This is a genomic window from Geitlerinema sp. PCC 7407 (assembly GCF_000317045.1).
Classification (GTDB): Bacteria; Cyanobacteriota; Cyanobacteriia; order PCC-7407; family PCC-7407; genus PCC-7407.
Genome location: NC_019703.1, coordinates 2,747,146 through 2,767,077, shown reverse-complemented (window position 1 = coordinate 2,767,077; position 19,932 = coordinate 2,747,146). Strand labels below are relative to the sequence as shown.

Sequence of the window (19,932 nt, the reverse complement as noted above, 5' to 3'; positions counted from 1 at the left end):
AACTGAACTGAATTTATCACCTGCTTAATCCACTATTTATTGAAAGTTTTTAAGCCTGGGAATTTGCATTGTTATTCTGACTGAGATTACCCAAGAAGAATTATCTGTGTGACAGATATATTAACCAATGAACCTTGTGAAACCCACCAAAAAATTAGACGGAATAACACAAAAATCACCAATGAAGAAATAACGTTGCTTAAAAATCTTTCAAGTCTCAAAATACTCTTGTTTATCTCTATTGCTTCTTGAATACTTTTAATTCCGCCTAAATTATCTAACGAGTTATTTAAAGTGGAGATGATAGTGAAGTAGCCTAAAATAAAATAAAGAATGCTACAGATAAGATTGAAGACTCTTGCAACGAAATGACCAAAGCCCGATACTCTGTACCCTCCTATGGATGCATTTAAGCTATATAACCAATAATCAAAAAAGCTACTGATATATATTTGATCTTCTTTGATCCAACTTAAAAAGCTTTTTGTATAAATGACATTTCCAGTAAGATGGCCAAGTGTATAGCTTGCATGATCTGTAAAAATATTAATTGTGTAAAGACTTTCGGATCCAAGAGTTGCGACTTGAACAAAGTCTAAAACTGTTGTCAAGAAACAAAATATGATTGTGCTACCTAAAACAAGAATCAAGAATATAGCTTTATTGCTCAATATGTACAAGTTTGAAAATCCTATTCCAATTAGTACAAAAGGTAATAAAAGTATAGACAAGACAAATTGTTGGATATCGGAATCTCTGCGGAACTCATCTTCTATTCCAGCAGCTATTAGTATTCCGCAGATACAGGAAAATATTATGAAAATATAAATAAAACAACCTATTAAAAAGTCAATCCAGTCTAGTCCTGTAAACTGAAATACATTAAAAAAGTTAGTAGGTATTATCCAAAAACTGATTGCTCCCCATATCCATCCTAATAGTGTACTAATAAGTGGTCTCAGAATGAAAACTATCATAATGTAATAAAAAAAAGTCGTTAAAAGTGCTAGTCCAGTGAAAATTAATGGGAAACCAACGACGAAGAAAATATTCCTGAAAAAGAGCGTCATTTTTTGTTTTTGCCTTCTTTGAATTATTACTTAGGCTCAACAAAGACTGCTGTTCCGTAACATAAGCATTCAGCTACACCAGCCGAAATCTCTGTTGAATCATAGCGGATACCAATTACAGCATTTGCACCTAGTTTCTTTGCCTGTTGAATCATTAATTCATATGCTTCTTGTCGAGTAAGAATACATAATTGAGTAAAGAGTGTAATATTTCCTCCGAACAAAAGTTGTAAAGATATTATAAAATTACCTGCCAAACTACGAGATCGAACAGTAACTCCACGAGCAACACCAAGATTCCTTACGATTTTGTATCCTGGTAAATCAAAGGCTGTAGTTGTAAATTTGTCATCCATGACACATTTCATTTTTTGTGTTTCTACATAGCCATAGATTTCCCAAACTCTAGAAAACAATAACTACTCTTTGTCGGTAGGTTGCTTAGAATGTTCCAATCTGCTACGGATAGTCTGATTGCTCTAGCTTTCAAAGGCGTCTGCAACATCTGCTCAAATAGATGGCTTAAAGCTGTCTAACAGCTAAGTTGAGCCGCAAACACCGCTAAGATCGCGTTGTTGAGCTAACGGTGTTCATCGGCTCCAACGCAGAGTTGGGATTCCGGTTGCTCTATAGGGTTCCCGAGATCTAACAGTCGATACAAGGTAACTCAACAAATAGGAACACTGTTTCTACTCACAAAGCTTGGATATCAAGAACTCTGTGACTAAGTATTTATGCTCTGTGCCAGTCGACCAAGAACTTTACTTCTCAGCAAAAAGCTCTATTCCCATTGGTCATCTGTCCGAAATTGGCTGCAACCCTACTCGACTGTGACTGATTTGGCGAGGTTGCGGGGCTGATCGACGTCGAGGCCTCGGCGAGCTGCGATGTGGTACGCCAAGAGCTGTAGTGGAATCACCGTCAGCACCGGCGACAGCAGCTCCGGCACCTCCGGAATCGGCAGCATGTCGTCAAAGATCTCGGCAGCGTGGGCGTCGCTGGTGGCCGTGACCCCGATCAGCCTGGAGTCCCGCGCCTTGGCCTCTTGGGCGTTGGAGAGCACCTTGTCGTAGACCGACCCCGGAACGGCGATCGCCACCACCGGCACCTTGGCATCCAGCAGCGCGATCGGGCCATGCTTCATCTCCCCAGCCGGATAACCCTCCGCGTGGATGTAGCTGATCTCCTTGAGCTTCAGGGCTCCCTCCAGAGCGATCGGGAAATTGACCCCCCGGCCCAAGAAGATGAAGTCCTGGGTTTCAGCAAAATGGTGCGCCAGATCCTCGATATAGCGCTCCTGGGTTTCCAGGATCAGCTCGATAGAAGCTGGCAGCTGGCGCAGACCAGCAATAATCTCCGCGATTTGAGGCGGCGTGAGGGTCTTGCGGCGGTAGGCCAGCTCCAGGGCCAGCCCATAGAAAGCCATCAGCTGGCCGAGGAAAGTTTTCGTGGCGGCCACGCCGATCTCGATGCCCGCGTGGGTATCGATGATGTGGGGAACCAGGTGGCCCAGAGAGCTCTCGGGGCGGTTGGTGATGCCCAAGAGGCGCGCGCGAAACTCCGGGGGGCGATCGGCGCGGCGCTGCTGCTCCATGTCCAGAGCTGCCAGCGTGTCGGCGGTTTCGCCGGACTGGGTGACGCCGATGGTCAGGGTGTTGGGCGTCAGGGGCGAGGGAGAGTAGCGAAACTCCGAGGCGTACTGGACCATCGTCGGGATGCCAGCGAGCTGCTCGATCAGGTACTTGCCGACCAGGCTGGCGTGCCAGCTGGTGCCGCAGGCGACGATCTGCACGCGCTCGAGGTCTTCATAGAGGTCTGGCGACAGACCCAGGGTCAGGGGCGATCGCCCGTCTTCGGGGGAGTCGGTTTCTGGCTGCCACTGACTGTTGAGATAGGACTCCAGGCAGGTCCGCACCACTCCGGGCTGCTCATAGATTTCCTTGAGCATGAAGTGCTTGAAGCCCTGCTTTTCCACCAAGACGGGGTTCCAGTTCAGCAGGCGCGGCGACTTCATGAGGCGCTTGCCGCCAAAGGTATACACTTCTGCCCCCAGGGAGGTGAGGCGGGCCATTTCGCCATTGTCGAGGGTCAGGACCGCCCGGGTGTGGGGAATCAGGGCCGGGGTGTCTGACGCGCAGAAAAACTCCCCTTGGCCAAAGCCCAGGGACAAGGGAGCCTGCTGGCGCGCAACCACCAGCTCGTTGGGATAGTCGGCAGACACAACGGCGATCGCAAACGCCCCCTCTAGCTGGTTGACGGTGCGCCGCACCGCCTCTAGGAGCCGCGATCCGGCGGGCAGATTTTCGTCAGGCGACAGCGCTTGCAGGTGCTCGGCGATCAGGTGGGGAATGACTTCCGTGTCGGTTTCCGAGCGAAACTCCACGCCGCGGCTGCGTAATGCGTCTCGCAGCTCTCGATAGTTCTCGACGATGCCGTTTTGGACCACGGCGACGCGCATGTCCGTGTCGAGGTGGGGGTGGGCATTGTGTTCCTCGGGTTTGCCGTGGGTTGCCCAGCGGGTGTGACCAATGCCGATGTGGGAGGGGGTGGCGACGCTCTCTAGCTTTTCCTGAAGGTTGTAGAGCTTGCCCTTGGCCCGCACGCACTGGAGCTCGCCGTCCCAGACCGTCGCGATACCGGCCGAATCGTAGCCCCGGTACTCAAGTTTCCGCAATCCTTCGAGGAGAATTCCGCTGGCTGCCTGGGTGCCAATGTAGCCGACGATTCCGCACATGGAAATCTAACTCCGTTGATGGGCGATCTGCTCCCGCCGTTGACGCTACGCATTATATACCCTGGAGCCCTGTCGGGGAGACTGTTTCAGGCTCTGGAGAGAGGCTGAAAGCGGAGCGTCAGCGCGGGGGCCTGGGGGGCAGGGGGCTGTCCCAAGCTGCCTTGGATCATGGCGGGGAAATTTGGCCAGCGTCAAGGGTGAGCGACGGAGACCAAACAAAATTGGGTGCCCCAGCGGTTGCGGCGCACCCAATTTTTGGGCATAAAAAAGCGGGGGTGGAAACTCCCCCGAATCTGACTGCGAGAATCGTTGTAAAACGCAGGCTTGGTAAAGAAATTGCGTTTAAACGGATTTTTAAGTTCAGAACAACCCTGGTCCGAACATTTGACTAAGGAAACGAGCGTTGGCGAATTAGTAAGCCAAGCCCATGCTGCGAGTGGTCTCTGCGCCGAGATAAACCCGGATGCTCAAAAAGTCCGTGGGGCAAGCAGTCTCGCACCGCTTGCAGCCAACGCAGTCTTCAGTCCGAGGGGAGGAAGCAATTTGTCCAGCTTTGCATCCATCCCAGGGCACCATCTCTAGTACGTCCGTAGGGCATGCCCGCACGCATTGGGTGCACCCAATGCAAGTGTCATAGATCTTGACTGAATGGGACATTGAATAATGACTCCAAACTACTGTCAATTGCGATCGCAATACTCACAGCAAAGCGGCTAAACACAAGGCTTGGCCGCGATCGCTGCGAAGTTAAGGGTAGTGTACCGCAGGGTTTTGACCGCCTTGTCGATAGAGCGACAAAACTTCAAACAACTTGACATAATCTCGGTCGCAGCGGCGTTTTCGCCCCATTTTCGCAATAAAAAGGGCATCGCCATCGCGATGCCCCAGCGTTTTCTCAGGTGAGCGGACGCTAGCCGAAGATGCCCCCGAAGAACTCGATCGCCTCATTGAGGGCCGCAATAAAGACGTCTACTTCTTCACGGGTGTTGTAGAAGTAGAGGCTAGCCCGGGCGGTGGACTGGGCCTGGATGTGGCGGTGCAGGGGCTGGGTGCAGTGGTGGCCAGCCCGAATGGCGACGCCTGCTTGGTCCAGGATGGTCGATAGGTCGTGGGGATGGACGTCCCCTGCAGTAAAGGAGGCAAGAGCGGCTCGACCGCTGCCGTCGGCGGCGGGTTTGGGACCATAGATGCGCACCTGGGAGAGGGGCTGCAACTGGTCAAACAAATAGCGGGTCAGCTCTTTTTCGTAGGCGTAGATGGTGTCCATGCCTAGGCCCATTAGGTAGTCGACGGCGGCTCCCAGGGCGATCGCCTCCCCGATGGCCGGAGTGCCTGCTTCGAACTTGTGGGGCAGGTCCGCGTAGGTGGCGTGGTCGAGGAACACATCGGCGATCATTTCGCCGCCGCCCAAAAAGGGCGGCATGGCGCGCAGCACCTCGCGCTTGCCGTAGAGGAAGCCGATCCCGGTCGGCGCGCACATCTTGTGGCCCGAGGCGACCAGCCAGTCGCAGTCGATGTCTTGGACATCAATGGGCATGTGGGGCACGCTCTGGCAGGCGTCGATGAGCACCCGCGCCCCGTGCTGATGGGCGATCGCGGCGATTTCTTTCACCGGATTGACGCAGCCTAGGGTATTGGAAACGTGGACCACAGACACCAGCTTGGTGCGATCGCCCACCAGAGCGCGATACTGCTCCAAGTCAAAGCCTTCATTGCTGTCGAGACCGACAAACTTCAGCACCGCCCCGGTCCGCTGGGCTACCATCTGCCACGGAATCAGGTTGCTGTGGTGCTCCATCACCGACAGAATGATTTCGTCTCCTGGCCCCAGATTTTGCTGTCCCCAGGCGTAGGCCACCAAGTTGATCGCCTCCGTCGCGTTGCGCGTGTAGACAATCTCCTGGGACGACGCCGCATTCACAAAGCGCGCGACCTTCTCCCGCGCCCCTTCGTAGGCATCGGTGGCCCGAGCGCTCAGGGTATGGACGCCCCGATGGACGTTGGCGTTGTCGCGTTCATAGTAGTGCCGGAGCGCGTCCAGCACCGCCTGGGGCTTTTGGGAAGTGGCAGCGTTGTCGAGGTAGACCAGGGGCTTGCCGTGGACTTCCTGATTGAGAATCGGAAAGTCTTTGCGGACTGCTTCTGCGAGGCTTCTAGCTTGGGTGAAGGTCATGGCGGGGAAGCGTGGAGGGGGACATGAAGCGGCAAAAGGCGATCCTTGACCCAGGATCGGCCTTTGCCTCCAGTTTAGTGATTTTGGGTGGCTTGGGCGGCGAGGGCCTGGCGGATCGAGGGAACCGGCACGCGCTCGAGGATCTCGGCCGCGAAGGCGTAGATCAGCAGCTCCTGGGCACTCCCCTGGTCAATGCCGCGGCTTTGCAGATAAAACACCTCGTCGGTGTCTAGCTGGCTGACCGTAGCGCCGTGGGAGCATTTCACGTTGTCTGCCACGATTTCTAGCTGGGGCTTGGTGTCGACCCGCGCCTTGGGCGAGAGCAGCAAGTTGCGGCTAAGCTGGGCGGCGTTGGTGAGCTGAGCGGCCTTGGGAACCGAGATGCGGCCATTAAACACGGCGCGAGCGCGATCGCCCACGATGCACTTGTGGAGCTGATCGCTGGCGCCGTAGGGCTGGGTGTACTGGATCAGGCTGTGGGTGTCGGCGAGCTGGGTACCGCTGGCGACGGTGAGGCCGTTGAGGGCCAGATGGGTTTGCTCACCCTGCTGCAAGACCTCCAGATGGTGGCGCGAGATTTGGCCGCCGAGGCTGATGGCGTTGCAGGTGTAGCGGCTGTCGCGCCCCTGGGAGACGGCGGTTTTGCCGATGTGAAAGGCGGCGATCGCCTCCCGCTGAATCCGGGTGTGATTGACCTGAGCGTTTGCTTGGACCCACACCTCGGTGACCGCATTGGTCCAGTGCGGCCCATCGCCCACCGTCACAAAGTCCTCCACCAGGGTCAAGGCGCTGCCGGTTTCGGCCACCACCAGGCACCGAGGGGAAATCAGCGCCGCTTCAGAGGCCGTAGCCACCAGCAGCAGATGAATCGGGGCCTCGATCACGGCATTGTGGGGCAGCCATACCACCGCCACGTCCTGAAAATGGCTGGTGTTGAGGGCGGTGAAGCGCTCTTCGCCCCCGTGCTGCTTGGCCAGATAATCTTGGAGGGCGCTTTGCCGCTCAGCGGGCAAATCCGCCAGGCTGCCAACAAAGGCCCCGGCGGGCAAACCTGCGATCGCCGATAGCTCCGGCGCGTAGACGCCATTGACCAGGACCAAGCGGCTCTGCTCGGCCTCCGATACTGCAAAGGGGGCGATCGCCTCCGGCGTCAGCCGTGACGCCGTGGCCGCCTGGAAAGGCACCGCCAGCAGCGGCGAAAGATCGGTAAAGCGCCAGTCTTCATCCCGGCGACTGGGAAAGGACTGCTCCTTGAGGAAGGCAGCTCCCTGATCGCGCAGACCCTGAAGCCAGGCGATCGCCTCTGCCCCAAAGCGCGCCTCGTCAATGCGGGGGGCCTGGGCGAGCCATCCGCTCAGCGCTTCCTCAGCATTCGCCTGGGGCGTGGTTGCTACGTCAGACACTGTCATCATCGCGCCCCCACCTCAGCGGTTTCCTCTTCCACCACCCAGTCGTAGCCGCGGGACTCCAGCTCTAGCGCCAGTTCCTTGCCGCCCGTCGTCACGATCCGGCCTCCCTCCATCACGTGCACAAAGTCCGGCACGATGTAGTCCAGCAGGCGCTGATAGTGAGTAATCACGATCGTGCCGTTGGTTTCATTGGTCAGCTGATTGACTCCGTTGGCGACAATCTTCAGCGCGTCAATATCCAGACCCGAATCGGTCTCATCCAGGATCGCCAGGGTGGGCTCCAGGATCGCCATTTGCAGGATCTCGTTGCGCTTTTTCTCCCCGCCCGAGAACCCTTCATTGACGCTGCGGCTCAGGAAGTTGGGGTTCATTTTCACCACGTCCAGCTTCGTCTGCACCAGGTCATCAAAGTCAAACGCGTCCAGCTCTTCGAGGCCCTGGGCCTTCCGGCGGCTGTTGTAGGCGACCCGCAAAAAGTCCAGATTGCTCACGCCAGGAATCTCGATGGGATACTGGAAGGCCAAAAACACCCCAGCCCGCGCCCGGTCCTCCGGTTCCAGCTCCACCAGGCTCTGCCCTTTGTAGAGGATGTCACCGCCGGTGACCGTGTAGGCGGGGTGACCGGCCAGGATCTTGGAAAAGGTGCTCTTGCCCGAGCCGTTCGGTCCCATGATGGCGTGGATTTCTCCGGCCTTGATCTCCAGGTTGAGCCCCTTGAGAATGGGCGTCCCGTCTACCTCGGCGGTCAGGTCCCGCACCGACAAAATTACTTCGCTGTTCTCGATAATCATTGCTGAACGACAAACGTGATGTGCAATCGGGAGAGGGAAAAGGGCGATCGCCCGGGCCGCAAAGCCACAAACCGCGATCGCCCCTCAATGCAAAACCTTAGCCAACAGATCCTTCCAGCTTCAGACTCAGCAGGCGATCCGCCTCCACCGCAAACTCCATCGGCAGCTTATTGAAGACGTCCTTGCAGAAGCCGCTGATGATCATCGACACCGCGTCCTCCGTCGAGATGCCCCGCTGCTGGAAATAAAACAGCTGGTCTTCGCCAATCTTCGACGTCGAAGCCTCGTGCTCCACCCGCCCCGTGTTGTTTTGCACCTGGATGTAGGGGAACGTGTTGGCCTCGGCGCTGTCGCCGATCAGCATCGAGTCACACTGGGAGTAGTTGCGCGCTCCCTCAGCGCTCGGGTTTACCTTCACCAGGCCGCGATAGCTGTTCTTCGAGCGGCCCGCCGAGATCCCCTTAGAAATAATCGTGCTGCGGGTGTTCTTGCCGATGTGCACCATCTTGGTGCCCGTGTCGGCCTGCTGGCAGTTGTTCGTCAGCGCCACCGAATAAAACTCACCCACCGAGTTGTCCCCGGCCAGCACGCAGCTGGGATACTTCCAGGTGATCGCCGAGCCCGTCTCGACCTGGGTCCAAGAAATCTTGGAGTTGACACCCTTGCACAAGCCTCGCTTCGTCACGAAGTTGTAGATGCCGCCCTTGCCGTTTTCGTCGCCGGCGTACCAGTTTTGGACCGTGGAGTAGCGAATTTCCGCATTGTCCAGGGCCACTAGCTCGACCACTGCGGCGTGGAGCTGATTGGTGTCAAACATGGGCGCGGTGCAGCCTTCCAGGTAGGTCACCGAAGCGCCTTCCTCGGCCACGATCAGCGTCCGCTCAAACTGACCTGAATCGCCGTTGTTGATCCGGAAATAGGTCGACAGGTCCATGGGGCACTTCACGCCCTTGGGGATGAACACAAAAGACCCGTCCGTGAACACCGCCGAGTTCAGAGCCGCAAAATAGTTGTCGGCGACCGGGACCACCGTGCCCAGGTACTTCTTCACCAGTTCGGGGTGCTGGTGGAGGGCCTCCGAAATGGAGCAGAAGATCACGCCTTCCTCGGCCAGCTTCTCCTTGAAGGTGGTGGCCACGGACACGCTGTCGAAGATCGCGTCAACGGCGACGTTGGACAGGCGCTTTTGCTCGGACAGGGGGATGCCCAGCTTCTCAAAAGTCTCCAGCAGTTTGGGGTCGACTTCGTCGAGGCTGCCCAGCTTTTCCTTTTGCTTGGGAGCGGAGTAGTAAACGATGTCTTGGTAGTTGATGGGGGGATAGCTGACGTGGGGCCAGGTGGGCTCCTCCATCTTCAGCCACTGCCGATAGGCCTTGAGACGAAACTCCAGCATGAACTCAGGTTCATTTTTCTTGGCTGAGATCAGCCGAATGACGTCTTCGTTGAGGCCCCGGGCGATCGAGTCGGTTTCGATGTCGGTGACAAAGCCGTATTTGTAAGGCTGATTAACAACGTTTTTAAGGGTGGTGGTCATCGCGGGTGTTCTCTGATTCGCTGCGAGTGTCTCAAAGGATCGTGAAGGCGGGCGTGGAATGGAATGGAATGGAAGGTTCCTCTGGAAACGGCTTTGGGAAAAGACCGCTGGCGGACGAGACCTAGAAAACCACCGGCCTAGCGCGGGAGAAACCGCCCGTTCGGCACAAGAAAAAGCTGTGTAAAGATTGGGGTGGGTGGGTATCCAGGGCTGGATACACCCGTTAGTATTGGCTCGTGGTTTGGCGGATCTGCTCGAAAGAGATCTCTTGCTGCTGGCCTGCGAACTCGTTTTCGGGCGTCAAAAAGAGCATGCAGTGGCACTCTTTGCGCTCGCGCATGGGGACGCAGGGGCAGTTCCAAAAGGCTGCTGAAGCTTCAGCTTCTTTGTCGTCGTAGTGCCGACAGGGACACAGCGGAGCGCCGAGGTCGTCTTTGTGCTTGGCAAGACCTTCTATGACGACGGCGGTGATGCTCAGATCCGCACAAAAGTAGGTGCCTGTTCGCTTGGCATAGGTCTCAGCGAAGTGCCGCATGGCTTCCAGGCTTTTCTCTGTGGCTTGAGTGGTCTGGGTCTGTGAGGTCATCGAGTCAAGAAGTGGAACGAACGGTTGGCTTGCGTGATAATCTTGGGTTAAAACAACTTATTTGTTGCTTAACTCCATTGTAGGTTACTTTGGAAATGTTCAAGTTGTCAAAGTAATCAGCCGGTTGCAGTTCACAGTGGGTTGTTGGGCGCCGGGGCAGCGATTATGGCAAGGAAAACGATGGCGACTTCGCAGCATCCTTCTACTAAGCAAGATATCCTCCAACGTTTGCTGAAGCAGGGTCAAGCGACGGCCCAGGAACTGGCTGAGACCCTTGAGATTAGTCCTCAGGCGATCCGTCGCCACCTAAAGGATCTGGAGGCGGAGGGGCTGATCCAGTACCAGAGTGTGCAGGCGGGGATGGGCCGACCGCAGCACGTGTATCAGCTGAGTCGCCAGGGGCGCGATCGCTTTCCCGATCGCTACGGGGAGTTTGCGATGTCGCTGCTGGACACGCTGGCGCAGACGGTGGGCCAGGAGCAGGTGAGCAGCATTTTGCGCAAGCAGTGGGAGCGCAAGGCCCAAGAATATCGCGATCGCCTGCACAATGGGGGCTCGGTGCGCGATCGCGTGGCGCTGCTGGTGGAGTTGCGGCGGGCCGAGGGCTATATGGCGGAGTGGTATCCGGCCGATGCCAGCGGCGATGAAGCAGAGGGCTACGTCATTACAGAATACAACTGCGCGATTTCTGATATTGCGGAGTCGTTTCCGAGCGTGTGCGGCCACGAGCTAGAGATGTTTAGCGCGGCGCTGCCTGACTGCGCGGTGGAGCGAACGCACTGGCTGATCGACGGGGAGCACCGCTGCGGCTATTTGATCCGGGCGCGCTAAGCTTGGGAGGTCGGATGCTGGGGCGCTTGGCGGCTCTCGGCCCACAGGACCTTTTCCTCGTAAATTCTATGTTTGATGTGCAATCTTCGTTTTCCCAGATGCTGCTGCCTGAGGAGTCGGCTCAGGTAGATGGGGCGCTGATGTCGTCGCGAGACAAGTTTTCGGCGCGGGTTGCGATCTATTCGCTGCGGGTGCTGCGCCAAGTCGCGGCGGCGGACGCGGCGATCGCCCAGGTGACCCCGGAGCAAATCACCGACTGGCTGGCCCAGGACCCAGCGGCCCAAGAATCTCTAGACCTAGACGAGTCATTTCAGTCGTTCTATAGCCGACTAATCTTGGCGTCGGTGCGCCCCCTGACGGCGGCGGCAGAAATGGCTGAAACAACGGTGGCTGCTCTGACGGTGGATCAAATCATTGCGTGGTTTGAGGCGGAGGCCCGCCGCAAACAACAAGCCGGAGCCTAGGAGCCCGGGGCGCTGAGAGCCTCGACGACGATCCAGGGACCAGCGAGATTGCGGTGGCCCCAGACCGTCGCTGGCTGCTGGTCGGGGTACTCGGCGAGCTGGCGATCGAGGTCGGCCCAGAGGGTGACGAGCTGCCAGGTTTGGTCAGGGGTAGAAAGCTGATACTCCTGGGGACCGAGGCGCTGAAACTGGCCTGTGGTGGACTGGGCCGGGGCGATCGCCCGCTGAATTTCAGGCGGCTTGCCTTCAGCGATGGGAGCGTAGCCGGTGGCAGGGTAGGTGTCTGGATTCGCCAGATAGTGCCGCTGCCAGCGCAGCCATTCAGGATGGTCGGGCAGGAGATTGAACAGAGGGGCGATCGCCACGGGCGCGACAGGATCCGTCAGCAGGGCCTCTTGGAGAGAGGCTACCGGCAGATCGCGGGGCTGACAGCCAGCCTGGACGCAGAGGGCGGCGGCCATGCCGGCGGCCTGACCCAGGCTCAGCACGGCGGGCTGGAGACGGGTCGCGCCATTGGCGATGTGGGACACAGCAATATTTTTTTCGCACACCAGCAGGCCGTCGACGGCGGCAGGCACTAGGCAGCCGTAGGGCAAGGCAAAGGGGGTGCCGGTCCAGCGCCCCCCCCAGCGAATCGATTTGGGCTGGAGGCGCAGATCGTAGCCGGGATAGTGGTGGTCGTTGGCGTAGTTGCCCAGGGCGATCGCGCTAGACCGGCCGCTGTCATCAAAGGGCAGCGGGGCGACTTGGCCCTCGGGCAAGGGCAAAATATCCTGCTCGCGCACCGTGGCCAGACCCTGAAGGCGTCGGCTTTCGCGGAAGTAGGGGTGCAGCGCGTAGCCGCCTCCGCCGAGGGAGTTGGGCAGGGCGGGGAAAATCTCGGCCAGACTGTAGCGCCGCCCGAGCTGGCTCTGGAGGTAGTGGGCAAAGCCCTGAGTGTACCAGCGGGCCTCTTGATAAAACTGCGATCGCGCGGTGGGGCTCTCGATCAGGCGATCGAGGCCGATGCCGTAGTCATTGCCGCGAAAGGGCCAGTTGAGCATGAAGCGATCGCCCGGCAGGCGGCCATAGTCGAGAAATTTCTCCGGCCCCCAGTAGTCCCAGGTGCCGTCGAAGCCGTGGGCGCTGTAGTTGGGCGGCGCGGGGATCTCTGGCGCGATCGCCCCCTCCCCAAAGTCCTGCAAAATCGTGATCCAGGTGGGGGCCTGCACCGAGTACAGATCCGAAAGGGAAATCGGCTCCTCGGGAGCGCTGGGCTCTTGCCACTGGCTGCGCCACTCCCAGCCCCAGCGGTGGGGAATGTCTCCCAGGGCCAGCAGGTCGCCCAGCTCGGTGCCGTCCAGAGTGATCTGCGATCGCACCGTCAGCCCTTCAAACTCCACCCCCACCACGCGATCGCCCTCCCGCAGCACGGCCCGGGGCGCCGAATCGACAATCCACTGGAGATTGGGCAGGGCCGCCGCCCAGTCCCGAAAAATCTGGGCGCCAACGCGCGGATCGTAGGTGAAAAAGCTCACCCAGGCGTGATCCAGGCCCTCGGGCTGCCGCTGTCGCAGCGCCTGCAAGAAAGCCCCCCACAGCCCCGTCTGGAAGGCGGCTAGCTCGTGACCATCCGGGGCCGGGACGCCCGCGCTGGTCAGCATGCCGCCCAGCCAGGGAAACTCGCTCACCAAGACCGTTTTCGCGCCCTGCCGGGCTGCCTGAATCGCTGCTGCTGTGCCGCCGGTGCCCCCCCCGACAACCAAAACCTCGGTGGTGATCATGCGCATAAAAATCGATCCTTGGGGGCAGTGAACAGCAGCGACATAGGGGGCTAACTCCGGTCTGGAAAAGGGCTCAAGGGGGCGATCGCCCCTTGGGGGGCCGGGAGGCAGTATACCGCGATGGGTTGGGGTTGTCCCTTGACCCGCTGCGGCGCTAGGGCCTCGGTGACGGTGCTGGCAGGCAGCGATCGCCGCGTCGCCTCACTCATGAGCAGCGGCCGATCTAGGACCTTGGTCAAGCCCTCAATGCGGGACGCCACATTCACCGTATCGCCGATCGCCGTGTACTCCAGCCGCCGAGAGGACCCAATGCTGCCTACCACGGCCCGCCCCGTGTGGATGCCAATGCCGATCGCCAGTGGCGGCTGACCCAGGGCCATCAGCTGAGCATTGATCGGCTCCAGCCGCGCCAGCATTCTTTGGCCCGCCGCCACCGCGTCAGCCGCGTGATTGCCCTGGCCCTCGCCGATGCCAAACAGCGCCATAAACCCATCCCCCAAAAACTTATTCACCATGCCGTTGTGCCCCTCCACCACGTCCACCATCTCCGTCAAAAAGAGATTGAGCATCATCACGATCTGCTGGGGCGAGGCGAGGGCGCAGCGAGCGGTAAAGTTGCGAATATCGGCAAAAAGCACCGTGATTTCCTGCTCTACTCCATTTAGGCTGGGATCTCGCCGCAGGATCTGCGCTGCCACCTGCTGGCCCACGTGACGACCAAAGGTCTCCTGGAGCCGCTGTTTCTCCTGTAGCTCGCTGACCATGGCCTGGAACTCCTCGATCAGGGGACCAAATTCATCCGCTCGCAGCACCGTCAGCTCGACGCCCAGATCGCCTTCGGAGACAGACTTCGCGGCTTTTTGCAGCGCCTGCACGGGCTCGATCACCTGCTGACTCACCATCCAGGCCGTTGTCAGCCCAAAAACCATGCTCAGCGCTCCAACCGTCAGCTCGAACCAAGGCAGCGGTCCACCAACCGGCTGATCGGCCAGCATGAGCAGCAGCAGCGACGTAATGGGACAGACGCCTGCGGAAATGGCCCACATGAGGCCCCGCCCGCGCAGCGACAAGGGAAAAGCACCAGGGGTATCGGCGGGCTGATTGGTCGGGAAAAAGATCGGATAGAGAAGCCACTGGCTGACCAGCTCAATGGCGAAAAATCCGTGGGTGACCGCAATGAAAGCGGCCACCAAAATCGAGACGGGCAGGTGCAGAAACAGGCGGCTGTCGAGAGGCTCGGAGGTGGTGCCCAGGGCGATCAGAAAGACCGGGATGCACAGCAGCCAGCAGATTCCCGCTAGGAAGCTGCCATACCACGGCAGGTTGATGGCCCGCTGCTGAGCCCGCAAAAGCTGCCGAGGCGAGATCTCCTGCCCCCGCAGGAGCTGCGCTAGGGGCCGCCGAAAGCTCCAGATCTGGCTCATCCAAAGGGCGATCGCAACCGGATAGACCAGCCCATTAAAAAGGCCGATGGCCCGGATGAAGGTGCTGAGCTGCGCCGAGGTCAGCAGCGGCTTGATGTGGCTGAGGTTGTACCAAATATTAAAGACGCTGCCCACAATTTGGGTAACCAGGGGTGCTAGGCAAATCGCCCAGAGGCTGTGATGCATGAGCCAGCGCTGGAGATGTCCCAGATGGCGATCTCGTGGAGGGGGGCTGTTTTCTTGGGGGGGTTGAGACATATTCTCACCAGCCATTCACAATGGTTTGGCGATTGATTGGCCGCGATCGCGCACCCAGAGGTTTGGGACAGGCCACTCCCAGCGCAGCTCCAAACTGCCTCCATTGTGGTCTAGGAATTTTCTAGGCACAATGTTCACCCTAAACAGGGGTGGGGTGTTTGGCAAAACGAAGGCAAAGCGCCTCCAAGGCGCGATCGCGGGCTGTCCCGAGCCAAATGATAAAGTCGATAACGTCGGCGTTGTAGGGCATTGCAGGTATATCCCATGAAAGCGCAGGTATTTCGCGGTGTGAATCAGCTCAGCTATGAAGAGGTTCCCAAGCCTGAGCTAGGAGATGACGAAGTGCTCGTCCAGGTCCGCGTGGTAGGCCTGTGCCAGTCGGACATCAAAAAAATTCTCTATCCGCTGTATGAGCCGCCCCGGATTTTTGGTCATGAGACAGCGGGCACGATCGCCGCAGTGGGCAAAGACGTCAAAGGATGGCAAGTCGGTCAGCGCGTGGTGGTGCTCCACCACATCCCCTGTATGCACTGCGACTACTGTCTCAATGACAATTTCTCGATGTGTGATGTCTACAAAAACATCACGACTTCCGCAGGCTTCACGCCCAGTGGTGGCGGCTTCGCGGACTATGTGAAGGTGCCGGGACATATCGTGCGCCATGGTGGCCTGATGGAGATCCCGGACGAGATCACCTTCGAGCAGGCCAGCTTTGTGGAGCCGACCAACTGCTGCCTGAAAGCGGTCAAAAAAGCCCAGGTGCAGCCCGGCCAGACGGTGCTGGTGACGGGGGCTGGTCCCATTGGTCTGATGTTTGTGATGCTGGTGAAATACTTTGGTGGACGCGCGATCGCGACAGATCTCCTGCCCTCGCGCATTGCCAAAGCCAAAGAAGTCGGCGCAGAGGCAGCCTTTGACGCGCGCGATCCGGAGCTAGCTCAAAAGATCCAGGCTCTCACCAATGGCATGGGCGTCGATACGACGCTGCTGGCGGTGCCCAGTGATAAGGCCTTTTTCCAGGCGCTGGACTGCACGCGCAAGGGTGGAAAGATTCTCTTCTTTGCGGAGTTCCCGGATGAAGTGGAGATCCCCATCAATCCCAATGTCCTCTATCGCCGAGAAATCGACCTGATGGGCAGCTACAGCTCGTCTTACCGCTTGCAAAACCTGGCTGCGGATATTGTCTTTAATAAGCGCATTGATGTAGATGCGCTGGTGAGCGATCGCTATCCGCTCAAGGACTTGGCCGCAGCAGTGGAGCGTGCTGTGAAGCCCACAGAGGAGACCTACAAGATCTTGATCTATCCGGAATTGGGATAGACTTTTTGCGTATCACCTTCTCCTTCTTTGCAATTAGAGAAGGAGAAGGTGATAACGAATTTCTAGACATACAAAGTTTCTGGATATATAGCGATCGCTTCTCAGACGCTTGATATAAAAAAGTACTCCTAAAAACTATCGATTATGACTATCACTGCGGGCGATCGCCTTATTCACAACACGAACGCTATGGACTGGCAGCCCAGCCCCAGTCCCACTGTCTGGCGCAAGCGGCTGCATCTCCTAGGAGACACCGAAAAAGGCCAGGTGACCTCTGTGGTGCGCTACGATTCCAGCTCTGCCTTTCCGACCCATGAGCACCCCGCAGGCGAAGAGATATTAGTGCTAGACGGCGTGTTCTCAGACGAATATGGTGACTATCCAGCGGGCTCCTATCTCCTCAATCCCCCTGGATTTGCCCACGCTCCCTTCTCGCGGTCGGGCTGCGTGATCTTCGTGAAGCTGCTTCAGTACGGCGGTCCTGGGCGGCTTCAGTGCTCTATCGATACCCAGACCGCGGCTTGGCAAACGGGCGATCGCCCGGGTATCTTTTTGATCTCTCTCTATGCCCAGGCGGGATATCCTGAGCGGATGCAGCTCGTGCGCTGGCAGCCAGGGGTGAGAGAGACCCTCCTGCCCCACAGTGAGATTTTCATTGTCGAAGGTGAGATGGGCGATCGCGTTCTGAATCATCCTGCTAGAACCTGGATTCGTCACGGTGAGACTTGCTCGATGGAATACATGACTGAAGCAGGATGTGTTTTCTACCTGGCGCAATAGCCTGCGTCACTGATAACGCACTTTAGAGCGATTCCGGCGATCGCAGCCTAGCGAAAACATCCATGAATTCAAGAGGGCGATCGCCTTTAGGCCTGCTCTCAAAACAGAGTTAAGAAAATACTAAACCAAAGGCTGAAAAGAACTCTGTCGCAGGACAGTTGACAGAGAAAAACTTTAATTTATTACCCGATAAAAGCGATTCAAAAAATAACTTTTTGTTTCTGTTTGTGAAAATCACTCAGCAAGAAACCCGGTGTTTTGCTGTTGTTCGCTATGCTAATTTTGTCTGATTTCAAAATTTCCAACTAAATAGAGCAAAATTTGCGAGATTTCAGCACAAGGCTTTCGAATGAGGGCGATAGTGCTCTGAAAACTCGAAATTTCCCAAGTTTCTTCCTCGCTGGCTGCCCAGTAAGTTTTGCTAAATACAGGCAATAGCTTGCGAAACTTGGCTTTGATGAAGCGTGGGACGCTGGCCTTGGCTGTACGAAGTATTTGCAATTCCAACAATGGCAAAACTAGAAATTCGTAACCTCAATAAAACTTATAATCGCAAAACGGTTCCGGTCAAAGATATCAGTCTTGATGTTAGCGACAATGAATTTCTGACGCTTTTGGGGCCTTCAGGCTGCGGCAAATCCACGACTCTGAGACTAATTGCTGGTCTGGAACAGCCAACGCGAGGTCAGGTTCTGATCGGCTCCCAGGATGTCACGAATTTGCGGCCGGGCGATCGCAATATCGCCATGGTGTTTCAGAGCTATGCGCTGTATCCACACATGAGCGTGTTTGAGAATATGGCCTCTAGCCTGAAGCTGCGCAAAACTCCCTCGGATGAGATCCATCAGCGAATTGGAGACGCGACGCGGGTGCTCGGCCTCGAAGGCCTGATGGATCGCAAGCCGAGCCAGCTCTCCGGCGGGCAGCGTCAGCGGGTAGCCCTGGGGCGGGCGCTTGTGCGCCGTCCAGATGTCTTTCTGTTAGATGAGCCCCTGAGTAACCTGGATGCCCTGCTGCGGGAGCGGGTGCGGGCTGACATCAAGCAGCTGTTTGAGTCTCAGCAGGTGCCGGTGGTCTACGTGACCCACGACCAAACCGAGGCCATGACGCTGTCGACAAAGGTAGCTGTGCTGAATCAGGGACTGGTGCAGCAGCTCGCGCCGCCAGCCCAGATCTACTCTGATCCGGCCAATCAGTTTGTGGCGGGCTTTGTGGGTAGTCCCCAGATGAACTTGCTGACGCTCCCCTGCCAGGGACCCTACGCGGTGCTGGGCTCCACCAAGATCCCATTGCCTGATAACCTTACGCCGCCGCCGGAGATTGTGCTGGGGATTCGCCCCGAAAATCTCCGCTTTCCTCAGCCCGGCGATGATCTAAAAGTCGAGGGGCGCGTATTCTTGGTGGAAAACTTGGGGATGAGCAATCTCATCAGCATGGAAGTAAAAGGAGAGGGTCAAAAAGCTGAGATCGTGCGGGCTCTGGTGCCGATCGACCAGTCTTGGAGCGGAGACCACGTAGCTCTGGCGCTCGTGCCATCTGCGATCTATTGGTTTGATGTCAAATCGGGCGATCGCGTGGGCTAGAGTCTTTCAGTCAACAAGATTGCACAAAAATAAAAGACAAAAGAGAGAGCGATCGCCCTCTCTCTTTTGTCTTAATTGATCTGATTGAGCTAACAAAAAGCCTATGCTTTAAGATGCTCTGAAGTGAGAGTTTCTAACATGAGAAACGATAGAAGAAACGGGCTCTCCCAAAGCTCGTTTACTCAGCCGTCAGCTCTCGCCCCATTAGGCCTTCTACAGCTCTTTGGGGAGAGACTTTCCCGCGAATGACACTGTAGACGCACCGGGCGATCGGCAGATCTAACTGGTTCTCCTGGGCGATACCCATCAGAACCTGAGTGGTGTTCACACCTTCAGCTGTGCTCTTGAGATCTTCGAGCACCTGGGTGAGAGATTTGCCGGTGGCCAGACCCTGGCCGACGCGGTAGTTGCGGCTGAGGGGGCCGTCACAGGTGGCCAGCAAATCTCCTAGGCCCGATAGGCCACAAAATGTCTCTGCTTTCGCGCCAAAGTGGAGACCGACCCGCACCATCTCGGCGAGGGCGCGGCTGATCAGGGCGGCTTTGGCGTTGGTGCCGAGCTCGAGGCCGTCGCAGATGCCAGCGGCGATCGCGATGACGTTTTTGAGGGTGCCCCCGAGCTCTGTGCCGAGGGGATCGTCATTGGTATAGACCCGAAAAGCGTCCGAAGAAAAGAGTTTCTGCACTTCTTCGGCGGCCTGGGGGCTGGTGCTGGCGGCCACGCTGGCGGCGGGGAGACCCTGCTGAATCTCCTTAGAGAGATTGGGGCCGGAAAGCACTACAACCGGATGCTCGGGAAAGGCCTGCTGCCAAATCTGGGAGGGCGTTTCGGCGGTGTTGGGATCTAGTCCCTTGGTGGCTGTAACCACCAGCATATTGGCCGGTAAGGTGAACTCTTGGAGAGCCTCTACCGTGGCGCTGACGCCCTTCATGGGAATTGCAGAAACGATCACATCGACGCCCGCGATCGCCTCTTCTAGGGTTTCGTTCGAGCGCCGGGACCATACCCGGACATCGTGGCCGTTGCGGCGCAGGAGGGTAGCCAGGGCGCTGCCCCAGGCTCCGGCCCCAAGGACTGTGGCCGTTGCTGTAGAAGTTCGGGAGGGAAAGGGATTGAGGGGAGCGATCGCCCCTTTGCTAAAGGAAGTTTTGGGAGTGGATTGGACTTGGGTTAGATTGCTGACCATCCGTTCTCTTTGAACTCAATAAAGAA

At 57.2% G+C, this 19,932-nt stretch carries 17 protein-coding genes; 5 read left to right on the top strand and 12 right to left on the bottom strand.

The window, feature by feature from the left end; genetic code table 11:
• Positions 1-86: 86 nt before the first annotated feature.
• From GEI7407_RS11210 to GEI7407_RS11180, 9 genes are all read right to left on the bottom strand, one after another.
• Positions 87-977: a hypothetical protein gene (locus GEI7407_RS11210; protein ID WP_150109780.1), complete on the bottom strand. Its 891-nt coding sequence runs from the start codon at positions 975-977 to the stop codon at positions 87-89.
• A gap of 119 nt (positions 978-1,096) precedes the next feature.
• Positions 1,097-1,426 (bottom strand): YbjQ family protein, encoded by a 330-nt coding sequence (locus tag GEI7407_RS20210; protein ID WP_015172287.1) that lies wholly within the window; start codon positions 1,424-1,426, stop codon positions 1,097-1,099.
• A 464-nt stretch (positions 1,427-1,890) separates the two neighbouring features.
• A complete protein-coding gene (gene glmS / locus GEI7407_RS11205; protein WP_015172286.1) occupies positions 1,891-3,804 on the bottom strand; it encodes a glutamine--fructose-6-phosphate transaminase (isomerizing) in 1,914 nt (637 codons plus the stop codon).
• A 411-nt stretch (positions 3,805-4,215) separates the two neighbouring features.
• The gene (gene psaC, locus GEI7407_RS20205) at positions 4,216-4,461 is read right to left on the bottom strand and encodes a photosystem I iron-sulfur center protein PsaC (protein ID WP_006515950.1); all 246 of its coding nucleotides are present in this window, start codon (positions 4,459-4,461) and stop codon (positions 4,216-4,218) included.
• 253 nt (positions 4,462-4,714) lie between these two features.
• Positions 4,715-5,977, bottom strand: coding sequence for a SufS family cysteine desulfurase (locus tag GEI7407_RS11200; protein ID WP_015172284.1), 1,263 nt, complete (start codon positions 5,975-5,977; stop codon positions 4,715-4,717).
• 74 nt (positions 5,978-6,051) lie between these two features.
• Positions 6,052-7,389: a Fe-S cluster assembly protein SufD gene (gene sufD, locus GEI7407_RS11195; RefSeq protein WP_015172283.1), complete on the bottom strand. Its 1,338-nt coding sequence runs from the start codon at positions 7,387-7,389 to the stop codon at positions 6,052-6,054.
• Positions 7,386-8,177, bottom strand: a complete 792-nt coding sequence (gene sufC / locus GEI7407_RS11190; RefSeq protein WP_015172282.1) for a Fe-S cluster assembly ATPase SufC — start codon at positions 8,175-8,177, stop codon at positions 7,386-7,388. The genes sufD and sufC overlap by 4 nt, the downstream gene beginning before the upstream one ends.
• Before the next feature lie 97 nt (positions 8,178-8,274).
• Positions 8,275-9,711 (bottom strand): Fe-S cluster assembly protein SufB, encoded by a 1,437-nt coding sequence (gene sufB / locus GEI7407_RS11185; RefSeq protein WP_015172281.1) that lies wholly within the window; start codon positions 9,709-9,711, stop codon positions 8,275-8,277.
• A gap of 223 nt (positions 9,712-9,934) precedes the next feature.
• Positions 9,935-10,297 carry a ferredoxin thioredoxin reductase catalytic beta subunit gene (locus GEI7407_RS11180; protein ID WP_015172280.1) on the bottom strand — a complete coding sequence of 121 codons (363 nt, stop codon included), beginning with the start codon at positions 10,295-10,297 and terminating at the stop codon, positions 9,935-9,937.
• Between the two features lie 180 nt (positions 10,298-10,477).
• On the opposite strand from GEI7407_RS11180, the gene sufR reads away from it, so the two are divergent.
• The gene (sufR, locus tag GEI7407_RS11175) at positions 10,478-11,128 is read left to right on the top strand and encodes an iron-sulfur cluster biosynthesis transcriptional regulator SufR (protein ID WP_015172279.1); all 651 of its coding nucleotides are present in this window, start codon (positions 10,478-10,480) and stop codon (positions 11,126-11,128) included.
• Between the two features lie 68 nt (positions 11,129-11,196).
• Positions 11,197-11,592, top strand: a complete 396-nt coding sequence (locus tag GEI7407_RS11170) for a hypothetical protein (protein ID WP_041268398.1) — start codon at positions 11,197-11,199, stop codon at positions 11,590-11,592.
• Here GEI7407_RS11170 and GEI7407_RS11165 read toward each other — a convergent pair.
• Together GEI7407_RS11165 and GEI7407_RS11160 are read right to left on the bottom strand one after the other, a co-directional pair.
• On the bottom strand, positions 11,589-13,361 hold the full coding sequence (locus GEI7407_RS11165; protein WP_015172277.1) for an FAD-dependent oxidoreductase: 1,773 nt from the start codon (positions 13,359-13,361) through the stop codon (positions 11,589-11,591). The two genes, GEI7407_RS11170 and GEI7407_RS11165, sit on opposite strands and share 4 nt — an antisense overlap.
• A gap of 44 nt (positions 13,362-13,405) precedes the next feature.
• Positions 13,406-15,037 carry an adenylate/guanylate cyclase domain-containing protein gene (locus GEI7407_RS11160; protein ID WP_190274128.1) on the bottom strand — a complete coding sequence of 544 codons (1,632 nt, stop codon included), beginning with the start codon at positions 15,035-15,037 and terminating at the stop codon, positions 13,406-13,408.
• A gap of 264 nt (positions 15,038-15,301) precedes the next feature.
• Between GEI7407_RS11160 and GEI7407_RS11155 the strand changes: the two genes are divergently transcribed.
• The 3 genes from GEI7407_RS11155 (at position 15,302) to GEI7407_RS11145 (ending at position 18,720) form a co-directional block, all read left to right on the top strand.
• Positions 15,302-16,357, top strand: coding sequence for a zinc-dependent dehydrogenase (locus tag GEI7407_RS11155; RefSeq protein ID WP_015172274.1), 1,056 nt, complete (start codon positions 15,302-15,304; stop codon positions 16,355-16,357).
• Between the two features lie 144 nt (positions 16,358-16,501).
• The gene (locus tag GEI7407_RS11150) at positions 16,502-17,137 is read left to right on the top strand and encodes a cupin domain-containing protein (RefSeq protein ID WP_015172273.1); all 636 of its coding nucleotides are present in this window, start codon (positions 16,502-16,504) and stop codon (positions 17,135-17,137) included.
• A gap of 509 nt (positions 17,138-17,646) precedes the next feature.
• Positions 17,647-18,720 (top strand): ABC transporter ATP-binding protein, encoded by a 1,074-nt coding sequence (locus GEI7407_RS11145; RefSeq protein ID WP_015172272.1) that lies wholly within the window; start codon positions 17,647-17,649, stop codon positions 18,718-18,720.
• Positions 18,721-18,898: 178 nt separating this feature from the next.
• Here GEI7407_RS11145 and GEI7407_RS11140 read toward each other — a convergent pair whose 3' ends face one another.
• Positions 18,899-19,906, bottom strand: a complete 1,008-nt coding sequence (locus tag GEI7407_RS11140; RefSeq protein ID WP_015172271.1) for an NAD(P)H-dependent glycerol-3-phosphate dehydrogenase — start codon at positions 19,904-19,906, stop codon at positions 18,899-18,901.
• Positions 19,907-19,932 lie beyond the last annotated feature (26 nt).

Coding starts and splice junctions, on each gene's coding strand:
- GEI7407_RS11210 (WP_150109780.1), bottom strand. CDS start 977: ATGATAGTTTTCATTCTGAGACCACTTATTAGTACACTATTAGGATGG.
- GEI7407_RS20210 (WP_015172287.1), bottom strand. CDS start 1,426: ATGGATGACAAATTTACAACTACAGCCTTTGATTTACCAGGATACAAA.
- glmS (WP_015172286.1), bottom strand. CDS start 3,804: ATGTGCGGAATCGTCGGCTACATTGGCACCCAGGCAGCCAGCGGAATT.
- psaC (WP_006515950.1), bottom strand. CDS start 4,461: ATGTCCCATTCAGTCAAGATCTATGACACTTGCATTGGGTGCACCCAA.
- GEI7407_RS11200 (WP_015172284.1), bottom strand. CDS start 5,977: ATGACCTTCACCCAAGCTAGAAGCCTCGCAGAAGCAGTCCGCAAAGAC.
- sufD (WP_015172283.1), bottom strand. CDS start 7,389: ATGATGACAGTGTCTGACGTAGCAACCACGCCCCAGGCGAATGCTGAG.
- sufC (WP_015172282.1), bottom strand. CDS start 8,177: ATGATTATCGAGAACAGCGAAGTAATTTTGTCGGTGCGGGACCTGACC.
- sufB (WP_015172281.1), bottom strand. CDS start 9,711: ATGACCACCACCCTTAAAAACGTTGTTAATCAGCCTTACAAATACGGC.
- GEI7407_RS11180 (WP_015172280.1), bottom strand. CDS start 10,297: ATGACCTCACAGACCCAGACCACTCAAGCCACAGAGAAAAGCCTGGAA.
- sufR (WP_015172279.1), top strand. CDS start 10,478: ATGGCGACTTCGCAGCATCCTTCTACTAAGCAAGATATCCTCCAACGT.
- GEI7407_RS11170 (WP_041268398.1), top strand. CDS start 11,197: ATGTTTGATGTGCAATCTTCGTTTTCCCAGATGCTGCTGCCTGAGGAG.
- GEI7407_RS11165 (WP_015172277.1), bottom strand. CDS start 13,361: ATGCGCATGATCACCACCGAGGTTTTGGTTGTCGGGGGGGGCACCGGC.
- GEI7407_RS11160 (WP_190274128.1), bottom strand. CDS start 15,037: ATGTCTCAACCCCCCCAAGAAAACAGCCCCCCTCCACGAGATCGCCAT.
- GEI7407_RS11155 (WP_015172274.1), top strand. CDS start 15,302: ATGAAAGCGCAGGTATTTCGCGGTGTGAATCAGCTCAGCTATGAAGAG.
- GEI7407_RS11150 (WP_015172273.1), top strand. CDS start 16,502: ATGACTATCACTGCGGGCGATCGCCTTATTCACAACACGAACGCTATG.
- GEI7407_RS11145 (WP_015172272.1), top strand. CDS start 17,647: ATGGCAAAACTAGAAATTCGTAACCTCAATAAAACTTATAATCGCAAA.
- GEI7407_RS11140 (WP_015172271.1), bottom strand. CDS start 19,906: ATGGTCAGCAATCTAACCCAAGTCCAATCCACTCCCAAAACTTCCTTT.